This is a genomic window from Streptomyces sp. NPDC006798, assembly GCF_040635975.1.
Taxonomy (GTDB): domain Bacteria; phylum Actinomycetota; class Actinomycetes; order Streptomycetales; family Streptomycetaceae; genus Streptomyces.
Genome location: NZ_JBEYIS010000007.1, coordinates 1 through 19,767, shown reverse-complemented (window position 1 = coordinate 19,767; position 19,767 = coordinate 1). Strand labels below are relative to the sequence as shown.

Here is a 19,767-nt window from a genome sequence, read left to right as displayed (position 1 = left end):
CACGGGCCGGGGTGTCCGGTCGGGGTCGACGTTATGCCGCCGTGTGAGATGTCCGGGCGCCGATCGGTGAAATCCAGGGGAATCCCACAGCCGGACCGGTACGCGGCGACCAGCGATCGCCCGGGCGCGGTGGCGCTCCGGGCGAGGACCGGGGGCTGCTCTGCCCCCAGGGCGTATCGCACTGATCACGGCTCCAGGCTATCGCTCCACCCCCCGTCGCCGTCATGGACCGTATGTGTACAAAAGCGGGGCCGGAAGTTTGACACTCTGCACAGAGGGCAGGCACAGGCGCCCACCCGATGGGCAAGAACCCCGGGAGGCCCGGGCCGGGTCTCCCACCGCGCCACCACGGGAGCAGCAGAGATGACTGTGAAGGTCCTGATCGTCACCGGCGACGCCGCGGAGTCCCTGGAGGTCCTCTACCCCTATCAGCGGCTGCTGGAGGAGGGGTACGAGGTCCATATCGCGGCACCCGCCCGGAAGAAGCTCCGCTTCGTCGTCCACGACTTCGAAACGGGCTACGACACCTACACCGAGAAGCCGGGCTACACCTGGGACGCGGACCTCGCCTTCTCGGAGGTCGACCCCGGCGAGTACGCGGCGGTCGTCGTCCCGGGCGGCCGGGCCCCGGAGTACCTGCGGAACGACCCCGAGCTGCGCAAGATCGTCAAGTCGTTCTTCGACGCCGACAAGCCGGTCGCCCAGATCTGCCACGGCCCGCTGCTGACCGCGGCGGTCGGCGGCCTCACCGGCCGCCGGGTCACCGCCTATCCGGCGCTCGAACTCGACATGCAGACGGCGGGCGCGACCTTCCAGGACGCGGAGGCCGTGGTCGACGGCACCCTGGTCTCCTCCCGCGCCTGGCCGGACCACCCGGTCTGGATGCGCGAATTCCTCAAGATCCTCCGCACCAAGAGCTGACCGGCTCGCCCCGGGGGCCACGGCCACCCCGTGCCCCCGGGGATACCCCACCCGGAGAGCGCCCCCCTGCCCGAATACGGCCCGGGGAGGCAGTTCAGGGGCGCGGGGAACTGCGCGAGCAACCACGGACGGCCCGCAGCCGAAAACCCCCTCCCGAGAAGGCACGCCGGAGAGCACCCACATCACAAGGGCGGTCAGGAGGGCAACCAGGGGCGCGGGGAACTGCGCGACCAGCCACAGGCGGTCCGCAGACCGCCGACGACATCAGGTCGCCGGGCGAGACCCGGGTAGTTCCAGGTGATGCTCAGGAGAGCCAAGGCGCTGGGGGTCCCCCCATTGCCGAAGGCATAGGGGGCGGAACTGCGCGACAAGCCACAAGTGGCCCGCAGACCGCGAACAACATCAGGCCGCCGGATGCGACCCGCCCCCGAGCAAAAAGCTACGCCGCGCCCACCAACCGCGCCGCGAGGTCCACCGCCTCCTCCAGCGTGTCCACCACGGGAACGCCCACCGGCTCCAGGTTCGCCCGGCTGTGGCTGCCCCCGGTGTAGAGCACCGCGTGCGCGCCCACATGCGCCGCCGCGACCGCGTCGTCCGCGGCGTCGCCTATCACCACCGTGCGCTCGGGCGACACGGTCAGCGCCAGGGCCGTGAGATGCCGGCCCATGGACTCGGCCTTGGAGACGCCCGAGGGCCCCCGGCGCCCGTCGACCCGGACGAAGTGCGCCTCGATGCCCCGGCCCCGGACCGCCGGAAGCAGTTCCTCGTGGCCGTACATGCTGAGCAGGGACTGGCTGCGGCCCGCGGCCCGCCATCCGGACAGCAGCTCCGCCGCGCCGACCGTGAGGCCGCATGCGTCCTGACGGGCCAGATAGGCGGCGTGGAAGGCGACGTCCATCTCGTCCCACTCGGTGTCCGTCGGCAGCCGGCCGAGCATCCGCTCGTAGAAGCGGGGTATCGGCACGCTGTACCAGGACCGGTACTGGTCGACGGTGATCGGGTCGAACCCGATCACCTCCAGCGCGGCGTTCGTCGCCCCGACGACGGCCGTCATGTCGTCGAGCAGTGTGCCGTTCCAGTCCCAGACCAGATGTCCGCCCTGCCCGGCCATTCCGTTCCCCCTGTTCGTCCCCATGGTCAAAACCGTACTCGCCCCCTCCGACAGCGCCCGCCGGCGGCCGTGACCGCCGACCCGGCGCGACGCGACACGGCGGGATACGCCCCGCTACGCTCCGGAGCCGTCCCGGCCCACGATCGCCGGGATCTCCTGTACGCCGTACCAGAGCAGTTCGTGGTCCTCCGCCCCGTCGACGGTGAACCGGGCGTCCTCGTCGCCGTGGTCGGCCGCGCCCAGCGCGTCGGCGGCCGCCGTGACGTCGTCCAGTGCCTCGTCGGAGTCGGCGTGCACGGCGGCGGCCAGCCGCAGCGGCACGGCCGACGTGATCCGCAGCTCGCCCAGGGACCGGGCGTCCAGCGCCGGATCGGGGTCGGCGCTCACCTCGCGGTCCGGTACGTCGACGGCGACGACGACCCGGCGGCGGGCGGCCCCCGGATCCCCGGCGATCAGCCGGAGCGAACCGGCGGCGGCCCGGCTGAGGGCCGCGTACTCCAGTTCCTCGATGTCGTCCGAGACGTACCACTCGCGCAGCGAGGGGGTGACCCCGTACGCCGTCAGGGGCCCGGGCCCCAGCTCGCCCGCCGTGTGCGCCTCCGCGAGTCCGGCGAGGGTCAGGGGGACGTACACGCGCATGGCAGGCCGCTTTCGTAGTCGGAAGACGCACCTCAGGATACGTGGGCCGGTTCGCCGAGGTCCCCCTTCGGGCCGCCGGTGGCCCGCGCGGAACCGTCCACTCCGGACACCCGGTACTCCGGTGGTCGGGGCGTCCGCAGCCCGGAATTCACCCGGATAGGTGAATCCGTGGCCGCCCGGCGCCCGCCGGTCTCACTCGTTGCGACCGCCGAGCGCCTGCCCGTAGAAGAAGGCCCCAACGGTGTTACCGCCCGGTAAAGCTGAGCCGGGCCCGACCGACGGGGGCGGTACGGATGGACGGCGCGGAGATCGACGGCCGGACGCAGACACGGACACGGACATCGACCCGGACACGGATCGAGGGCGAGCGGCCGGGCGAGCGGAACGGCGCGCGTGCGCCGGGCCCGCCACCGCCGGGCGCACCCGGCGCGCCGGCCCCGGCGCGGAAGCCGCCCCGTGGCCCGGCCGTACCCCCGCAGGCCGGGCGGGCGAAGGCCCGCCCCGGGGGCCGCCCGGGAGGCCGCCGGGACTCCCGGGGCCCGACCCGGACCCCGGTACGGTCCCGGCTGGCTCCCCCGGCTCCGGCCGGAGCCCCGGCGCCCGCGGTACTGGCCGCCCGGCGGCGGGACCTTCCGCCGTTCTGGTTCGCCGAACGGCTGCTCGCCGTCCTCAGCGGCCGCCGCCCGGTCCACTGGATGCTCGGCCATACCGTCGGCGACGCCTATGACCGGCTCGTCGCCCTCGCCGCCAGCGCCCCGCTCCGCCCGGAGAGCCCGGGCCCGAAGAGCTCGGAGCACTCGGAGCACTCAGTGCGCCCGGCGACCCCGGTCGTCCGGGGCTGTGGGGAGTTCCGGCCCCGGCCGGGGGTCATCGAGGCATTCGCCCTGATCGCCACCGGCGACCGGCTGCGGGCCATGGCCTTCCGCCTCGAACAGGGCCGGGAGGACCGCCGCTGGCGCTGCTCGGCCGTGGACCTCGGCGACCGGGACGCCCCCGAGGACGAGGACGAGGGCTGACACCCGCCGGGAGCATGCCGACCCCCGCCCGGGAACGACAGAGCCGGGCCGGTCCCCCGAAACAGGGGGGACCGGCCCGGCCCGGCGGCCCGCGAGAGGGCCGCCGCGGTCAGCTCCGTACGACCGCTTCCGCCGGCGCTCCCGACGGTACGGCTCGCTTCGGACGACTACTTCTTACGACGCCGTCCGCCGCCGCCCTTCTGCGCCTTGCGCCGCTCCGCGCGGGTCATCCCGTCACCGGCCGCGGCGGCCGTGGCCCGGTTCTCGCCCGTCTCGAAGTCGCCCTCGACGACACCGCCCTCACCGTCGACCGTCGGCGCGGAGAAGTGCAGCCGGTCCGGGCGCTGCGGGGCCTCCAGGCCCTTGGCCCGGATCTCGGGGCGCGCCGCGGGCACCGCGTCCCGCTTCTCCAGGGAGGGGCCGTCCGCCACCGGGACCTCCTCGACCTGCTGCTCGACCTGGACCTCCAGGTTGAACAGATAGCCGACGGACTCCTCCTTGATGCTGTCCATCATGGCGGTGAACATGTCGAAGCCCTCGCGCTGGTACTCCACCAGGGGGTCCTTCTGCGCCATCGCGCGCAGCCCGATGCCGTCCTGGAGGTAGTCCATCTCGTAGAGGTGCTCACGCCACTTGCGGTCGAGCACCGAGAGCACCACCCGGCGCTCCAGCTCACGCATGATCTCCGAGCCGAGCTGCTTCTCCCGGGCCTCGTACTGCTCGTGGATGTCGTCCTTGACCGACTCGGCGATGAAGTCCGCGGTGATGCCGACCCGGTCGCCCGCGGCCTCCTCCAGCTCCTCGACGGTGGTCTTCACCGGGTAGAGCTGCTTGAAGGCGCCCCACAGCCGGTCCAGGTCCCACTCCTCGGCGAAGCCCTCGACCGTCTCCGCCCGGATGTAGGCGTCGATGGTGTCGTCCATGAAGTGCGCGATCTGCTCCTGGAGGTCCTCGCCCTCCAGCACCCGGCGGCGCTCCCCGTAGATCACCTCACGCTGGCGGCTGAGCACCTCGTCGTACTTCAGCACCTCCTTGCGGGTGGTGAAGTTCTGCTGCTCGACCTGGGACTGCGCGGAGGCGATGGCGCGGGTGACCATCTTGTTCTCGATCGGTACGTCGTCGGGGACATTGGCCATCGCCATGACCCGCTCGACCATCTGGGCCTTGAACAGCCGCATCAGGTCGTCGCCGAGGGAGAGGTAGAACCGGGACTCGCCCGGGTCGCCCTGCCGGCCGGAACGGCCGCGGAGCTGGTTGTCGATCCGGCGCGACTCATGGCGCTCGGTGCCCAGGACGTAGAGCCCGCCCAGCTCGCGGACCTCCTCGAACTCGGTCCGCACCGCGGCCTCCGCCGCCTCCAGCGCCGCGGGCAGCGCCGCCGCCCACTCCTCGACGTGCTCGACCGGGTCGAGGCCGCGCTGGCGCAGCTCCGCCTCGGCGAGGTCGTCGGGGTTGCCGCCGAGCTTGATGTCGGTACCGCGGCCCGCCATGTTCGTCGCGACGGTCACCGCGCCCCGGCGCCCGGCCTGGGCGACGATGGTCGCCTCCCGGTCGTGCTGCTTGGCGTTGAGCACCTCGTGCTGGACGCCGCGCTTGCTGAGCTGCTGCGACAGATACTCGGACTTCTCGACCGAGGTGGTGCCGACCAGGATCGGCTGGCCCTTCTCGTGCTTCTCCGCGATGTCGTCGACGACGGCGGCGAACTTGGCGACCTCGGTCCGGTAGATCAGGTCCGACTGGTCCATCCGGACCATCGGCCTGTTGGTCGGGATGGGGACCACGCCGAGCTTGTAGATCTGGTGGAACTCGGCGGCCTCGGTCATCGCCGTACCGGTCATACCGGAGAGCTTGCCGTAGAGGCGGAAGAAGTTCTGGAGGGTGATCGTGGCGAGCGTCTGGTTCTCGTCCTTGATGTCCACCCCTTCCTTCGCCTCGATCGCCTGGTGCATGCCCTCGTTGTAGCGGCGGCCGGCCAGGATTCGGCCGGTGTGCTCGTCGACGATCATGACCTCGCCGTCGATGACGACGTAGTCCTTGTCCTTCTTGAACAGTTCCTTGGCCTTGATCGCGTTGTTGAGATAGCCGACCAGGGGGGTGTTCACGGACTCGTAGAGGTTGTCGATGCCGAGCCAGTCCTCGACCTTCGCCACACCGGACTCGTGGATGCCGACGGTCCGCTTCTTCTCGTCGACCTCGTAGTCACCGGTCTCCGCGAGGCCCTTGAGGTGGTTGCCGGGCTCGCCCCGGGTCAGCCGGGTGACCAGCTTGGCGAAGTCGCCGTACCACTTCGTGGCCTGGTCGGCGGGGCCGGAGATGATCAGCGGCGTACGGGCCTCGTCGACCAGGATCGAGTCGACCTCGTCGACGATGGCGAAGTTGTGGCCGCGCTGCACCAGCTCGTCCTTCGACCACGCCATGTTGTCGCGGAGGTAGTCGAAGCCGAACTCGTTGTTCGTCCCGTAGGTGATGTCGCAGGCGTACTGCTCACGGCGCTGCGCGGGCGTCATATTGGCCAGGATGCAGCCGACGCTCAGACCCAGGAACTTGTGGACGCGGCCCATCATCTCGGAGTCGCGTTCGGCCAGGTAGTCATTGACCGTGATCAGATGGACGCCCTTGCCGGAGAGCGCGTTGAGATACGCCGGGAGGGTACCGACGAGGGTCTTGCCCTCACCGGTCTTCATCTCGGCCACATATCCGAGGTGCAGCGCCGCGCCACCCATGAGCTGGACGTCGTAGTGCCGCTGGCCGAGCACGCGCTTGGCCGCCTCGCGGACCGTGGCGAAGGCTTCCGGCAGCAGGTCGTCGAGCGTGTTCTCGCCGCTCTCGAAGCGCTGCTTGTACTCTTCCGTGAGCGCCCGCAACTCGGCGTCGGAGAGGTCTGCGAAGTCCTCTTCGATGGAGTTGACCTGGTCCGCGATGCGGTGCAGTTTGCGCAGGATCTTGCCTTCGCCTGCACGCATGAGCTTGTTGAAGACGGACACTGGGCGAGGTCTCCTTGCCGATTCGGGCCTGGGCTGGGTCGTAGGACTCTGGCGCGGGCACGGCAGGTGGGCCCCACCGCAACGGCCATCGTAAGCGAGGACCCCCGTCGGTCGGGAGGTCCGCACTGCGCCTGTCCCCGGGCTCGGCCGCCTTGTACCCGTCCTGTCAACGCACGGGACACACGGAAGGTGCCGGTGCGAAGGGAAAAGTGCTCGCATCCGCTGTCCGGCCCGTCCAGAATCCGGCCATGGAGCCGATCACACTCACCACCGGCCGGCTGCGGCTGCGCGCCTTCGCCGAGGACGACACCGACGAGATCTTCCGGCTCTGCCAGGATCCCGGGATCCAGCGGTGGACCATGGTCCCGTCGCCCTACGGGCGGGAACACGCGGCGGAATTCACCGGGGAGATCGTCCCGGAGGGCTGGCGCACCGCGACGAGCCCCACCTTCGCCCTGGTCGCGCTGGAGGGCGGCAAGCCGATGGGGTCGGTCTCGGTCATGCTCCGTACCCTCTCCGGCACCTGGGAGATCGGCTTCTGGCTCGGCGCCGAGTACCGGGGCCGGGGCCTGATGACGGAGGCGGTCACGGAGGTCGCCCGGTGGTCGTTCACCCGGCTCGGCGCGACCCGGCTGGAGTGGCGGGCCGAGGTCGGCAACACGGCCTCCCGCGCGGTGGCGCTGAGGGCGGGCTTCACGTTCGAGGGGACCCTGCGGGCGGCGCTGGACAACAACGGCACGCTGCGGGACGCCTGGCTCGGCTCTCTGCTCCCGTCGGACCTGGGGCTGCCCGGCCGGACCGTCTACCTCCCGGCCCGTGCCGACGCCTCCACCGCCGTGTCCGCCGGTACGGAACCGGGGCGCGCCGCGGCCGGCGGCGGCGACCGGCCCTGAGCGACGCCCCCCCCCGCCCCGGCCCCCGGGCTGCGGGCCCGGGGTATCGGCATTCTGTGGCCGGGCCCGGCCCGGCGCGCGAGGGGGCCCGGACCGTCCTGTCAGTGGCGCCGTCTATCGTGCGGTACATGACCACGCAGCCACCGCCCGTCGTCGAACTCTCCGCGGACGAGGCCCGCCGGATAGCCCTGCGCGCCCAGGGCTTCCTGGGCGCGCCGGACCGGCGAGCCGGGGTGCGGGGCGTGCTGCGGCACCTCGGAGCCGTCCAGCTCGACACGATCTCGGTCCTGGCCCGCTCCCATGAACTCGTCCCCTACGCCCGGCTGGGCGCCGTCGGCCGCCCCGCGGTCGACTCGGCGTACTGGACGGGGGGCCGCAGCTTCGAGTACTGGTCGCACGCCGCGTGCGTACTGCCCGTCGAGGAGTGGCCGCACTTCGCCTTCCGCCGCCGGTCCTACCGGGCCCACCCCCAGTGGCACCACGATCTGCCGGACGGCGCCTACGACAAGGTGATCGCCCAGCTGCGCGCCGAGGGTCCGCTGACCGCGACCGAGCTGGGCGGCGCGAAGAACGGCGGGGAGTGGTGGGACTGGTCCGCCTCCAAGATCGCCGTCGAGCGGGCGCTGATGTACGGCGAGGTGGTCTGTGTCGAGCGGCGCGGCTGGAAGCGGGTGTACGACCTGGCGGAGCGGGCGATCCCGGCCCCGCTGCTGGCGGCCGAGCCGGACGACGCCGAGTGTCTGCGGCGGCTGGTCGGCCTCGCCGGGCAGGCCCTCGGCGTGGGCACCCGCGCGGACATCACGGACTACCACCGGCTGAAGGGCGAGCACTTCGACGCGGTGATCGCGGACTCGGGTCTGGTCCCCGTCGCCGTCGAGGGCTGGTCCAAGCCCGCCTGGGCCGATCCGTGGGCGCTGTCGACCCCGCCCCGGGGGCGGCACCGGACGACCCTGCTCTCCCCGTTCGACTCCCTGATCTGGGAGCGGGCCCGGACCGAGCGGATCTTCGGTTTCGCCCACCGGCTGGAGGCGTACGTCCCCAAGCAGAAGCGGGTCCACGGCTATTTCGCGATGCCGCTGCTGTCGGGCGGACGGCTGCTGGGCCGGGTGGACCCGGCCCGCGAGGGACGCACCCTGGTGGCCCGGCAGACCTCCCTGGAGTCGCCGAAGGCCGTCGGGCCGATGGCCAAGGCGCTGCGCGAGGCGGCGGAGTGGGTGGGCTGCGACAGCGTACGGATCGAGCGCGTCGACCGGCCCGAGCTGGCCGCGCCCCTGATCGCCGCCCTCGGCTGACACCGGGGACCGTGATCGGTGCCCGGCCGGACCGCCGGGCACCGACACGACCGGCTCACCGGCCCACCGGTGTCAGCGGCTCACCGGATCTCCAGGATCTTCTCCCGCATCGCGTAGACCACGGCCTCCATCCGGGAGTGCAGCTGCAACTTCTCCAGGATGTTGCGGACATGGTTCTTCACGGTGTTCTCCGAGATGAACAGCTCCTTGGCGATGTCGCGGTTGTTCATCCCGGTGGCGACGAGCTTGAGGACCTCCAGCTCCCGGTCGGTGAGCCGGGGCGCGGGTACCAGCCGGCGCTCGTCGGTCCGCTGGATCATGGACTTGAACTCGGTCAGCAGCTTGGACGCCATCGACGGGCTGATCTGCGACTGGCCGTCGGCCACCGCGCGGATCGCGGTGGCGACCTCGTCGGTGGAGATCTCCTTGAGGAGATAGCCGGTGGCCCCCGCCTTGATCGCGTCGTAGAGATCGGCCTCCTCGTCGCTGATCGTCAGCATGATGATCTTCGCGCTGGGGGCCACCTCCTTGATGGAGGTACAGGCTTCGATCCCGCCGCGCCGGGGCATCCGGACATCCATCAGGACGATGTCGGGCAGCAGGTCGGCCGCCTTGTCGACGGCCTCCGCGCCGTCTCCGGCCTCACCGACGACCTGGATGTCCTCCTCATGGGCGAGAACGATCTCCAGCCCTCTGCGGAACAGGGCGTGGTCGTCGACCACCAGAACCCTGATCGGCTCGGCGCGGGGGCCGCCCGTCACGGCCTCGTCGGCCGTGTCCCGGGCGTCGGCGGTGTCGTGATGAACCGGTCCGAAGCTGTCCGCCATCGTTCCTCCCCCTGAGATCAGGGTCCGAAGGGCATGTCCGTTCCACCAACGCCGGTGCACAGGGCACCCGTTGGCACGACGCCATGCTTTCACGTCCGGACGCCGGCGCGGTGATCCTCGGGGCGCACGGTGGTGCCCCCGAGGGCGCACGGGGCGCTTCGGGGGCACTGACGGTCAGCCGTACGACACCTGAGGGGCGGCGGGATCAGCCGCCGAGCGCGCCTCCGGCACCGCCCGCCTCGGAACCGGCCAGGGGGTCCGTCTCCAGATGGATGACGCCGTAGTCGTAGGCGTGCCGCCGGTAGACGACACTGGGCTGCTTCGTCTCGGAGTCGACGAAGAGATAGAAGTCGTGCCCGACCAGCTCCATTTCATAGAGCGCCTGGTCGAGGGTCATCGGAGCAGCCGTGTGGACCTTCTCGCGGACCACCAGCGGCCCTTCGCCCTGTACTTCCAGCGACCCGATTTTCGTGGTGGGAATGGATTCCGGAGTGTCGTCGACGACGATGTGTCCATTGGCGTTCAATTCGGCGACGCCGGGGACGACGTCCGCCACTTCCGCCGCCGACAGCCGGCCGTTACCACGCCGGGTGCTGCGCTTGTCGTGCTGCTTCCGCAGCCGCGCTTCCAATTTTCCGGTGGCCAGGTCAAGCGCCGCATACGGGTCGTTGGCCGATGCCTCCGCCCGGATCACCGGGCCTCGGGAGTGGAGCGTGATCTCCACGCGGTCGGACTGGTCCGCCAGCCGCGGGTTGTGCTCCTTGGACACCTCGACGTCCAGGCTGATCACCTTGGCGTCGAGCTTCTGGATCTTGTCCAGCTTCAGCTTCTCGGCCACGTGCTTGCGGAACCGCTCGGGCACCTCGGTCTTGCGGCCCTTGACGACGATGTCCACGCAGAACTCCGTTCCCGGATTGCCCCGCTCCCTCTTCGGCCGCGAGGCGTCTCCCTCTTGCACCAGACCCCGGTGATGAACCGGAGTCCCGGACTAGGCGACTTTCACCTCCTCCTCCCCAGTCGACAACGTCCCCACCCATCGCCTTCCGAGGTATTTGCTGCCCCGGATCCCCGGCCGTATGCCACGGCCACGCATTCGCCAGGGGTGAGGTGCGTCATTCCTCACGTCCACACCACCGAACATAGCCCCAGAACACCGGTCTCGGCACCCGCTACCAGCGCGTACCTCCGTTCGGTGGTTTTCCTTCTCACTGAGTGCAACGTTTACCTGACGCAACTGGTTCCTCTTCCGTCGAAAAGGAGATCACCGGGGCCGCGACCACCGCGGCGACGACCGAAGCGGCCCCGGGAACACCGTTCCGCGCGCCCGCCTCCCGCAGGGCCCTCGCCGCCTCCGCCAGGGACGCCCCCGTCGTCATCAGGTCGTCCACCGCCACCACCGTGCCGCCCGTCGGCAGCCGTCCGGCGCCCCCGGCCACCCGGAGTGCCCCGGTCAGGTTGGCGGCCCGCGCACGGGCCGTGAGGCCCGCCTGGTCGGCCACCGGGCGCCGCTGCCGCAGCACCGGCAGGACGACCGCGTCCGTGCCCGTACGGCGCAGCTCGCCGGCGGCGGCCAGGGCGATCCGCCGGGCGGCGTCGTGCCCCCTGGCCCGTACCGCCGCCCGGGCCGAGGGCACCGGAACCAGCAGCAGCGGCCCGCGCCGCGCACCGTCCTCGCCGCCCGTACGGCCCGTCCGGTGCGTCCCGCCCGGCCCAGGGGTCCCGTGCGGGCCGGTAGTGGGCCGCTGGGAGCCGCGGAGGCCGTCACGGCGGTCCGGCACGGACCGGACGGCCGACGGGTCCGGTACGGACACGGCCGCCCGTACGGCCCCCGCGAGCGCGATCCCCAAGGGCCGGGCCAGCCCCAGGTCACCCCGCTCCTTGTGGGCGAGCAGCACCGCCCGTACCGCGTCGGCGTACGGCGCCGCCGCGCACACCACCGGCAGCCCCGGGGGCCCGGGGTCCGGTCGCACCCGGCGGGCCGGGGAGCCGTACAGCTCCGCCGCGCACGCCTCGCACAGCGGTGTCCGGGGCACACCGCAGCCGCCGCATGCGGCCGGCAGCACCAGGCCGGAGATCTCGCGCCACCATCCCCGCATGACGTCACTGTGCCCCGGGCCGGGGCACCCCGCCACCCCCTGTGGACAACCCGAGGACCCGCGGACCGGCGGACCGGCCGGGCGGATCGGGCGGGGCGGCGGGGCGGCGGGGTGGCCGGAGGGGGCGGCTCAGCCGGGATAGACCGGTGACGAACCCTTCGGTACCACCGTCTGCCAGGTCGACCCCGCCGGCAACTGGACGATGCCCTCCTCCTTGGCGTGCGCGACCAGCGGATGGCCGTCGTCGTTGGAGGCGGAGATGGACCGCACCTGGTTGAGGCCGGGGAGCACGCTCGCGGCGGAGGTGAAGCCGTCGGTGTGGAGATAGCGCAGCTGCTGCACCCCGCCGGCCTCCCGGCCGACGACGACGAGCCGGCTGGGCCCGGCCCAGGAGAACGCGGTCACGGCCTCCATCTGGGGGGCGGCGGGCCGCAGCCCGGTCACGGAGACACCGTCGGGATCGTCCCGGGACCCGGTCCGCTCCACCCGCCCGATGTGCAGGGCCGTCTTCCCGTCCTTCGCCAGCAGCAGAGCGATCCGCGCCCCGTCGGCCGACACCTTCAGGGACTCGATCCGCGCCCCGTCGAGATCGGGCTCGATCGGCACCTCCACCGGCACCTCCGAGCCCTCCGCCAGCCGCAGCAGGGCGGGCTTCGCCGGGTCGCGGTCGGCGATCCACAGATCGCCCGAACCGTCCCAACTGGGCGCGGTGAGCCGGTCCTTCGGTGTCTTGCCCTGGCTGGCGAGGGTCGGCGGGACGGGATCGCCGCTGGTGACGATCGACGCGATGTGCAGCCGGGCCCCGTCGGCGGTGACCGCGGCGCCCCGCCGCTCGTCCCGGGAGACGGCGACCGCGCCCATCGGGATCTGTCCGGTGCCCAGCGGCCCCGGCACCGGCTCGGCCACGGCGTCCTTGCCGTCGCCGGTGAGCCCGGCGAGCTGCTTCTTCTCATTGAGGAAGTACTGCCGGGCGGGCCGTCCCGCCGTCTCCTGATCGGCGGCGTACTCCCGTTCCTGACCGCTGGAGAGGGTGCACAACTGGGAGCCGTCGGAGCGCTGGAGTTCGATCTGCTCCACCCGGACCGCCGACAGGTCCTTCAGGGTGAACATGATCTGGGCGGCCATCTTGCGGCACTGGGCGCGGCCCGCGTTGGACGCCTTCTCGTTGAGCGGCACCTCCAGCACGTCACGGTCGTCGGTGGTGAGGGCCGTGACGCCCTTCGCCAGGGTCGTACCGGTGGGGAAGGGGGATTCCACGACGGGCGCCAGCCAGTTCGTCGGCCCGTCGAGGAGCGCCTTCACGGACTGGGTGACCGGGTCCATCTTGGTGACGGGGTCCATCCGCTGCCGGATGAAGACCGGATCGGCGACGACCTTGTTCTGCCCGCTGGCGAAGTAATACTTATTCACGGAACGGTAGTTCCGCTGGAAGTCCGACTGACCGAGCACCAGTCCGTGCGGCAGGGCGTCGATCCGCCACTCGCCGTCGCCGTCCTGCCGCGACACATGGATGGTGAACTGGTAGTCGTCGGGCGTGAGCGCCTGGTACGCCTGCTCGTCGTCGACCTCGGCGATCCGGATCCCCGCCATCGGGAAGTCGACGCCCTGCTGGTCCCAGGTATCGCGCTGCGGCTGCGGCCGGGGCGTGGGGGCGACCGCGAGTACGGTCGTACGGTCCTGCGGACGCCAGTCGCGCGACGTCTTCGGCGACAGATAGGCCCGGGCCGTGGCGTAGTCGGCGTCGTCGCTGGTCATGGCCTCCAGGAAACCGTTGATGATCTCCTGGGGCCCGGCGCCCTTACGGGGGGCGACGGGGTGGACCCGTACCTGCGCGTCCGCCCGCGGGGACGCCTTCACGGCCTGTACGTCACCGTTGTCGGGCATCGCGGCACACCCGGTGAGCAGGATCCCGGTCCCGCCGAGCAGGGCGCCCAGCCGCCGGACACCCCGGTCGCGGGCCGCACGAGGGTCAGCGCCCACGAGTCGTGTCCTCCTGGTCCGGGGAGGCGGGGGCGGGCCCCGCGGTCGAGAGGTCGTCCGGCCGTTCGCCGGGCGCCCGGGCGACGACCCGGGCCCCGTTGCCGGGAAGCGCCGCCGCGTCGACACCGTGCGGCACCTCGCAGTGCGCGCCGGACGGGCGCGGCGGCACCGGCAGCGGCGACCGCGCACCCGGCGGATGCTGTACGGGTACGGAGGCCAGCAGCCGGTCCGTGCCGCCGCCCCCGGCCGGCCGGTCGGTCCGCCGGGCCCCGGCGCGCTCCCGGTTCTGCCGGGAGTCCTCGGGCTCCAGCGGTATCGGGGAGCCCCGCAGGGGTTCGTCGGCGGTCCGCGGCAGGGTGAGCCGGAACTGGGAGCCGCCGCCGGGCTCGCCCCACGCCTGGAGCCAGCCGCCGTGCAGCCGGGCGTCCTCGACGGCGATGGAGAGCCCGAGGCCGGTCCCCCCGGTGGTCCGGGCCCGGGCCGGGTCGGCCCGCCAGAACCGGTTGAAGACCCGGGTGGCCTCGCCGGGCTTCAGACCGACGCCGTAGTCGCGGACGGCGACGGCGACCGCGCCGCCCGCCGCCGCGAGCCGGACGACGACGTCCCGGCCCTCGCCGTGCTCCACGGCGTTGACGACCAGATTGCGCAGTACGCGTTCCACCCGGCGGGCGTCGGCCTCGGCTACGACGGGCTGGTCGTCGCCGATGACACGTATCCGGCTGCCCTTGCGTTCGGCGAGGGGTTCGGCGCCGCCGATGACCCGGCGGACGACCTCGCGCAGATCTATCGGCTCGGCCTCCAGGGCGGCGGCGCCCGCGTCGAACCGGCTGATCTCCAGCAGATCCGAGAGCAGGGACTCGAACCGGTCGAGCTGGTCGCCGAGGAGTTCGGCGGAGCGCGCGGTCACCGGATCGAAGTCGCTCCGGGCCTCGTGGATGACATCGGCGGCCATCCGGACCGTGGTCAGCGGGGTACGGAGTTCGTGCGAGACGTCGGAGACGAAGCGCCGCTGCATCCGCGACAACTCCTCCAACTGCTGGATCTTGAGCTGGAGGTTCTGGGCCATCTTGTTGAAGGCTTCGCCCAGCCGGGCGATGTCGTCCTCGCCGGTGACCTTCATCCGCTCCTGCAACCGGCCCGCGGAGAGCCGTTCCGCGATCCCGGCCGCCATCCTTACGGGGGTGACGATCTGCCGGACCACCAGCCAGGCGATGGCGCCGAGCAGGACGACCAGGAAGAGTCCGGCGGTGGCCAGGGTGCCCCTGACCAGGTTGAGCGACTGCTCCTCCTGGGCGAGGGGAAAGACGTAGTACAGCTCGTACGGCTCGTCGTCGGCGTCGTTGAGCTGGATGCCGACGGCCAGTCCGGGCTCGGACGACCGGACGTCATTGCTGTAGCCGATCGACATGAAGGCCCGTTTGGTACGGGTGTCCTGCTGCACGGCGTGCCGCAGCTTCTCCGGGATCGACGCGGGGTCGACCTCGCCGGAGGTCCGGGGCGCGCGGGAACCCGCGCCCGCGTCGTCGGAGCTGAGGGCCACCACGTGGAAGGCGCCCTGTCCGCCGCTGGCCAGCCGCTCCACCAGGTCGGTCCGCCAGGAACTGGTGGCCGTGGGGCCGTCCTGGCCGACGCCGTCGGGACCGCCCGGCGTCAGCGGCGCGGTGACCGCCTCACGCGCCACCTGGAACCCACCGGCGGCCTGGCTCTCGGCCGCCTTGCCCTTGGCGTCCAGCAGACCGTTGCGGACCTGGCCGATGACGACGAAGCCGAGGAGAACGACGACACCGACGGACATCAGCAGGGTGGTGGCGACGATCCGCAGCTGGATATTGCGCCGGTAGAGCCGGACCGCGGGCAGCAGCGGCCGCCGCACCCAGCGCATCACGATCCTCAGCAGCAGCCTGCTGGGCTCCCCGTCCTGACCGGACCGCCGACCGCGCAGAAGACGCCCCAGCCAACGGGGCCGCACCGGCCCCGGTCCGGGCACGGCAGCCCGCCCCCCACGGCCCCCCGGCTTCCCGGGCTGCGGAGCAGCACTGCCGCCGGGCATATCAGCTCGGTCCCGCCTTGTAACCGACACCACGGACGGTCACCACGATCTCGGGGCGCTCGGGATCCTTCTCGACCTTGGAGCGCAGCCGCTGGACATGCACATTGACCAGCCGGGTGTCCGCGGCGTGCCGGTACCCCCACACCTGTTCCAGCAGCACCTCGCGGGTGAACACCTGCCACGGCTTACGGGCCAGCGCCACCAGCAGATCGAACTCCAGCGGAGTCAGCGCGATGGACTGCCCGTCGCGCTTCACCGAGTGCCCGGCCACGTCGATCACCAGATCGCCGATGGTCAGCTGCTCCGGCGCGGGCTCCTCCGAGCGCCGCAGCCTCGCCCGGATCCGGGCGACCAGCTCCTTCGGCTTGAACGGCTTCACGATGTAGTCGTCGGCCCCGGACTCCAGTCCGACCACGACGTCCACGGTGTCGCTCTTCGCCGTGAGCATCACGATCGGCACCCCGGACTCCGCCCGGATCAGCCGGCACACCTCGATGCCGTCCCGGCCGGGCAGCATCAAATCCAGCAGCACCAGATCCGGCTTGGCCTCCCGGAACGCGGCAAGCGCCTTGTCGCCGTCCGCCACGAACGACGGCTCGAAACCCTCACCACGCAGCACAATCCCGAGCATCTCGGCCAGTGCGGTGTCGTCGTCGACGACCAGGACTCGTCCCTTCATAATCGACATCATCCCATTACCCCACGGCCCGTACGGGTTCCGGTGAGATAGGTCACTGACCTGTGACACACGCCACCCTCCGGAGAGGGGCCCTGGTCACGGCCGGTTCCCGTGCCACTCCGATGCGTACCCGCCCCCGACCCGGCCGGCAGCCCGGCCCCGGCACCGGACGCGTACGCCCGGCGACCGGTCCCGGTTCAGCCCGCGCCCAGCGGGCCGGTCCCGTCCCACAGCCCGGCCATACCGCCGCCCGTGACCGGTGACAGCGCCCCCCGCTCGGTGACGATCGCCGTGACCAGCTCCGGCGGGGTCACGTCGAAGGCCGGGTTGTACGCCTCCGTACCCTCGGGCGCCACCGGCCGCCCGCCACCCGTACCCCGGGTGACCTCGTCCGCGTCCCGCCGCTCCACCTCGATCGCCGCCCCGTCGGGGGTATCCGGGTCCACGGTGGTCGTCGGGGCGACCACGATGAACGGCACATGGTGGTAGCGCGCCAGTACGGCCAGGGGATAGCTGCCCACCTTGTTGGCCACCGCGCCGTCCGCCGCGATCCGGTCGGCACCGATGAGAACGGCGTCCACCTCCCCCGCCGCGAACAGCGACCCCGCCGCGTTGTCCGTCAGCAGCGTGTACGGCATCCCGGACCGCGCGGCCTCCCACGCCGTGAGCCGGGCCCCCTGCAGCAGGGGACGGGTCTCGTCCACCCACAGCCGCCGCAACCGGCCCGCGCGGTGCGCGGCCAGCGCGACCGCGAACGCCGTGCCCTCCCCGCCCGACACCAGCGCCCCCGTATTGCAGTGGGTGAGAACGCGATAGCCGTCGCCCGGCAGTAGTTCGTCGAGAAGCGCCAGCCCGTGGGCCGCCATCCGGTCACTGGCCTCGGCGTCCCCGCGGTGCAGCTCCCGCGCCGCCGCCAGCGCCGCCGAGGCCGCCCGCTCGGCGCCGTGGACCGCCTCGGCCCGGTACGCCGCCAGCGCCAGCCGCGCCCCGTATCCCAGGTTCACGGCGGTGGGCCGCGCCCCCGCCAGCACGACGGCCGCGCTCTCCACGTCGTCACCCCGTACGGCGGCCAGCGCCACCCCGTAGGCCCCCGTGATACCCAGCAGCGGCGCACCGCGTACGGCCAGACTCCGGATCGCCGCGACCACGGCCGGGACATCCGCGCAGACCGCCTCGGTCTCCTCACCGGGCAGCCGGGTCTGGTCGAGGAGGACCAACCGGGGCCCCTCCGCCGTCTCGTCCCACCGCAGGACCGGAAGCCGTGACCCGTCACCGTCGCGCCCTCGCGCGTACTGATCAGCCATCCGCACAGTCTGCCGCCTCCCCCGCCGGGAAAGAAGGCACGGTGCACACCCGGCCCCGCCCATGAAACGGGGGTGCGTGACACGATGGCTGACGGCCCGCCGTTCACCCGGCGGCGCCGACTTCCCGCAGGCACCGGCTCTTCGGCCCGCTGCCACGACCGACTCACGAGGTGGACGACCGTGAACGACTCTCCGGGCCGGGTCTCGCCCGGATCCGCTTCCTCCGGGGAACAGGGCGCCCAGGTGCCCCGCCCCGCGGAGCCCGCCGACCAGGCCGACTCCGGTTCGAAGTGGTCCAGCCGACAGCCCCCCGCCGGTCAGTGGTCCGCACCGTCCGTCCCGGGTCCGCACGGCGGCGGCCAGGCCCCGCCGCCCACCGGCCCCGGCTGGGGCGGTCCGGGGTTCCAGGGCGGCTGGGGCGTCCCCGAGGCACCCAAGCCCGGAGTGATCCCGCTGCGCCCGCTGAGCATCGGGGAGATCCTCGACGGCGCCGTCTCGACGCTCCGCGCCCACTGGCGCGCCGTCCTGGCCCTCACGATCGGCATCGCCGTCGTCGCGGAGGCCGGCAATGTCCTCGTCCTGCGCTACCTGCTGCAGAACACCACCGAGATAGACCGGGACGCCGACCCCGAAGTCGCCATGGAACAGGCCATGGACGCCATGGCGTCGTACACGGCGGCCCTGGGCCCCATGTTCTTGATCTCGCTCTTCGCCACCTTCCTCACCACGGCCCTGATGACGGTCGTCATCAGCCGCTCGGTGCTCGGCCGTCCCGTATCGCTCGCCGAGGCGTGGCGCGAGGCCCGCCCCCGGCTGCCCCAGTTGCTGGCCGTGACGTTCATCGTGCCCCTGACGGTCGCGGCCGTCCTGGCGGCGGGAATCCTCCCCGGCGCGCTGATCGGCGGCGCCGGGGGTGCCGCCCTGATCCTGCTGGGTGTTATCGCCGCCCTGCCCGTCGCGCTCTGGCTGTGGGTCCGGTTCTCCCTCGCTCCCCCGGCGCTGATGCTGGAGCGCCAGGGCGTCACCGAGGCCCTGCGCCGCTCGGCCAAGCTGGTCAACGGCTCCTGGTGGCGGGTCTTGGGTGTCCTCCTGCTGACCCTGCTGCTGACCACCATCATCAAGATGGTCGTCAATATGCCGTTCGGTATCGCCGCCATCGTCTTCGACGGCAACGGAATCGCCGATCTCTCTTCCACTCAGTTCTCCGGGTTCGGCTGGACGTACCTGATCATCACCGGCGTCGGCGCCGTCATCGGCTCGATGATCACCTTGCCGATCGCCGCCGGGGTCAATGTCCTCCTCTACGTCGACCAGCGCATCCGCCGCGAGGGCCTCGACATCGAACTGGGCCGCGCGGCCGGTCTCCCCGGCTACGGCACCACCCCGCCCGCGGACACCTCCGGGACCCGCTGAGGTACCGATACCACCGGCCCTGGTGAGCCCCCGTCGGAGCGTGCCGACGGGGGCTCAGCCATAGGCGCCTTGCCGTGACACAGCCCGCGAGGCGGCGCCACGGGGATCTGCCCGAGCCCGAGGCACCACGGACCCCCGGGCCTCCTCCGAGGGGCCTGAAACGGCTTCTGGGAGTGGGTCTCCGGCATCCTGACGTCGGAGGTCGGCCTCACTCCGGGACCCTCGCAGTCTGCGCGAGTACGTTCCCCGGCAACGACAGATTGTCCCGGGGCCGAGGCACTGCCCCAGCCGTCTACGAGGCCGCTGCGGCCACCCGGCCCCAGGAAGAGCGGAGCCGCACGGCGGACCAGTCTGCAGCGCTCTCGTTCACCATGTGGACGCCTGTATCTGGCGCTGAAAGTTCCGGAAATGCAGAAAGGGCTCTGGCCCCGAGACATTACTGTCTCCAGGGGCCAGAGCCCTCACTCAAAGATTGTTCGGCGGCGTCCTACTCTCCCACAGGGTCCCCCCTGCAGTACCATCGGCGCTGAAAGGCTTAGCTTCCGGGTTCGGAATGTAACCG

The 19,767-nt window shown here is 72.0% G+C and carries 15 protein-coding genes and 1 rRNA gene; 5 read left to right on the top strand and 11 right to left on the bottom strand.

Annotation, left to right across the window (positions count from 1 at the left end; all coding sequences use genetic code 11):
* Positions 1 to 363 precede the first annotated feature (363 nt).
* A complete protein-coding gene (locus ABZ714_RS06405; RefSeq protein ID WP_358824002.1) occupies positions 364 to 921 on the top strand; it encodes a DJ-1/PfpI family protein in 558 nt (185 codons plus the stop codon).
* Positions 922 to 1,360: 439 nt separating this feature from the next.
* Here ABZ714_RS06405 and ABZ714_RS06400 read toward each other — a convergent pair whose 3' ends face one another.
* On the bottom strand, positions 1,361 to 2,056 hold the full coding sequence (locus ABZ714_RS06400) for an HAD family hydrolase (protein WP_358824001.1): 696 nt from the start codon (positions 2,054 to 2,056) through the stop codon (positions 1,361 to 1,363).
* A gap of 90 nt (positions 2,057 to 2,146) precedes the next feature.
* Positions 2,147 to 2,671, bottom strand: a complete 525-nt coding sequence (locus ABZ714_RS06395) for a hypothetical protein (RefSeq protein WP_358824000.1) — start codon at positions 2,669 to 2,671, stop codon at positions 2,147 to 2,149.
* 293 nt (positions 2,672 to 2,964) lie between these two features.
* Between ABZ714_RS06395 and ABZ714_RS06390 the strand changes: the two genes are divergently transcribed.
* The gene (locus ABZ714_RS06390) at positions 2,965 to 3,687 is read left to right on the top strand and encodes an Rv3235 family protein (protein ID WP_358823999.1); all 723 of its coding nucleotides are present in this window, start codon (positions 2,965 to 2,967) and stop codon (positions 3,685 to 3,687) included.
* A gap of 167 nt (positions 3,688 to 3,854) precedes the next feature.
* On the opposite strand, the gene secA is transcribed toward ABZ714_RS06390, so the two are convergent.
* The gene (secA, locus tag ABZ714_RS06385; protein ID WP_358823998.1) at positions 3,855 to 6,671 is read right to left on the bottom strand and encodes a preprotein translocase subunit SecA; all 2,817 of its coding nucleotides are present in this window, start codon (positions 6,669 to 6,671) and stop codon (positions 3,855 to 3,857) included.
* A 248-nt stretch (positions 6,672 to 6,919) separates the two neighbouring features.
* On the opposite strand from secA, the gene ABZ714_RS06380 reads away from it, so the two are divergent.
* Positions 6,920 to 7,564 (top strand): GNAT family protein, encoded by a 645-nt coding sequence (locus ABZ714_RS06380; protein WP_358823997.1) that lies wholly within the window; start codon positions 6,920 to 6,922, stop codon positions 7,562 to 7,564.
* 128 nt (positions 7,565 to 7,692) lie between these two features.
* Positions 7,693 to 8,856, top strand: coding sequence for a crosslink repair DNA glycosylase YcaQ family protein (locus ABZ714_RS06375; RefSeq protein ID WP_358823996.1), 1,164 nt, complete (start codon positions 7,693 to 7,695; stop codon positions 8,854 to 8,856).
* Positions 8,857 to 8,936: 80 nt separating this feature from the next.
* Here ABZ714_RS06375 and ABZ714_RS06370 read toward each other — a convergent pair whose 3' ends face one another.
* The 7 genes from ABZ714_RS06370 to mtnA form a co-directional block, all read right to left on the bottom strand.
* Positions 8,937 to 9,683 carry a response regulator transcription factor gene (locus tag ABZ714_RS06370; RefSeq protein ID WP_358823995.1) on the bottom strand — a complete coding sequence of 249 codons (747 nt, stop codon included), beginning with the start codon at positions 9,681 to 9,683 and terminating at the stop codon, positions 8,937 to 8,939.
* 205 nt (positions 9,684 to 9,888) lie between these two features.
* The gene (gene raiA / locus ABZ714_RS06365; RefSeq protein WP_358823994.1) at positions 9,889 to 10,578 is read right to left on the bottom strand and encodes a ribosome-associated translation inhibitor RaiA; all 690 of its coding nucleotides are present in this window, start codon (positions 10,576 to 10,578) and stop codon (positions 9,889 to 9,891) included.
* 310 nt (positions 10,579 to 10,888) lie between these two features.
* Positions 10,889 to 11,779, bottom strand: coding sequence for a ComF family protein (locus ABZ714_RS06360; protein ID WP_358823993.1), 891 nt, complete (start codon positions 11,777 to 11,779; stop codon positions 10,889 to 10,891).
* A gap of 129 nt (positions 11,780 to 11,908) precedes the next feature.
* Complete coding sequence (locus tag ABZ714_RS06355; RefSeq protein WP_358824141.1) at positions 11,909 to 13,663, bottom strand: LpqB family beta-propeller domain-containing protein; 1,755 nt, start codon at positions 13,661 to 13,663, stop codon at positions 11,909 to 11,911.
* An 85-nt stretch (positions 13,664 to 13,748) separates the two neighbouring features.
* Complete coding sequence (mtrB, locus tag ABZ714_RS06350; protein WP_358823992.1) at positions 13,749 to 15,809, bottom strand: MtrAB system histidine kinase MtrB; 2,061 nt, start codon at positions 15,807 to 15,809, stop codon at positions 13,749 to 13,751.
* 1 nt (position 15,810) lies between these two features.
* A complete protein-coding gene (gene mtrA, locus ABZ714_RS06345; RefSeq protein ID WP_187740742.1) occupies positions 15,811 to 16,500 on the bottom strand; it encodes a two-component system response regulator MtrA in 690 nt (229 codons plus the stop codon).
* A 185-nt stretch (positions 16,501 to 16,685) separates the two neighbouring features.
* Positions 16,686 to 17,792: an S-methyl-5-thioribose-1-phosphate isomerase gene (gene mtnA, locus ABZ714_RS06340; protein WP_358823991.1), complete on the bottom strand. Its 1,107-nt coding sequence runs from the start codon at positions 17,790 to 17,792 to the stop codon at positions 16,686 to 16,688.
* Between the two features lie 180 nt (positions 17,793 to 17,972).
* Here mtnA and ABZ714_RS06335 point away from each other — a divergent pair, with 180 nt between their 5' ends.
* Positions 17,973 to 19,205: a glycerophosphoryl diester phosphodiesterase membrane domain-containing protein gene (locus ABZ714_RS06335; RefSeq protein ID WP_358823990.1), complete on the top strand. Its 1,233-nt coding sequence runs from the start codon at positions 17,973 to 17,975 to the stop codon at positions 19,203 to 19,205.
* A 474-nt stretch (positions 19,206 to 19,679) separates the two neighbouring features.
* On the opposite strand, the gene rrf is transcribed toward ABZ714_RS06335, so the two are convergent.
* Positions 19,680 to 19,767: ribosomal RNA gene (gene rrf / locus ABZ714_RS06330) — 5S ribosomal RNA — on the bottom strand; the annotation flags it as partial.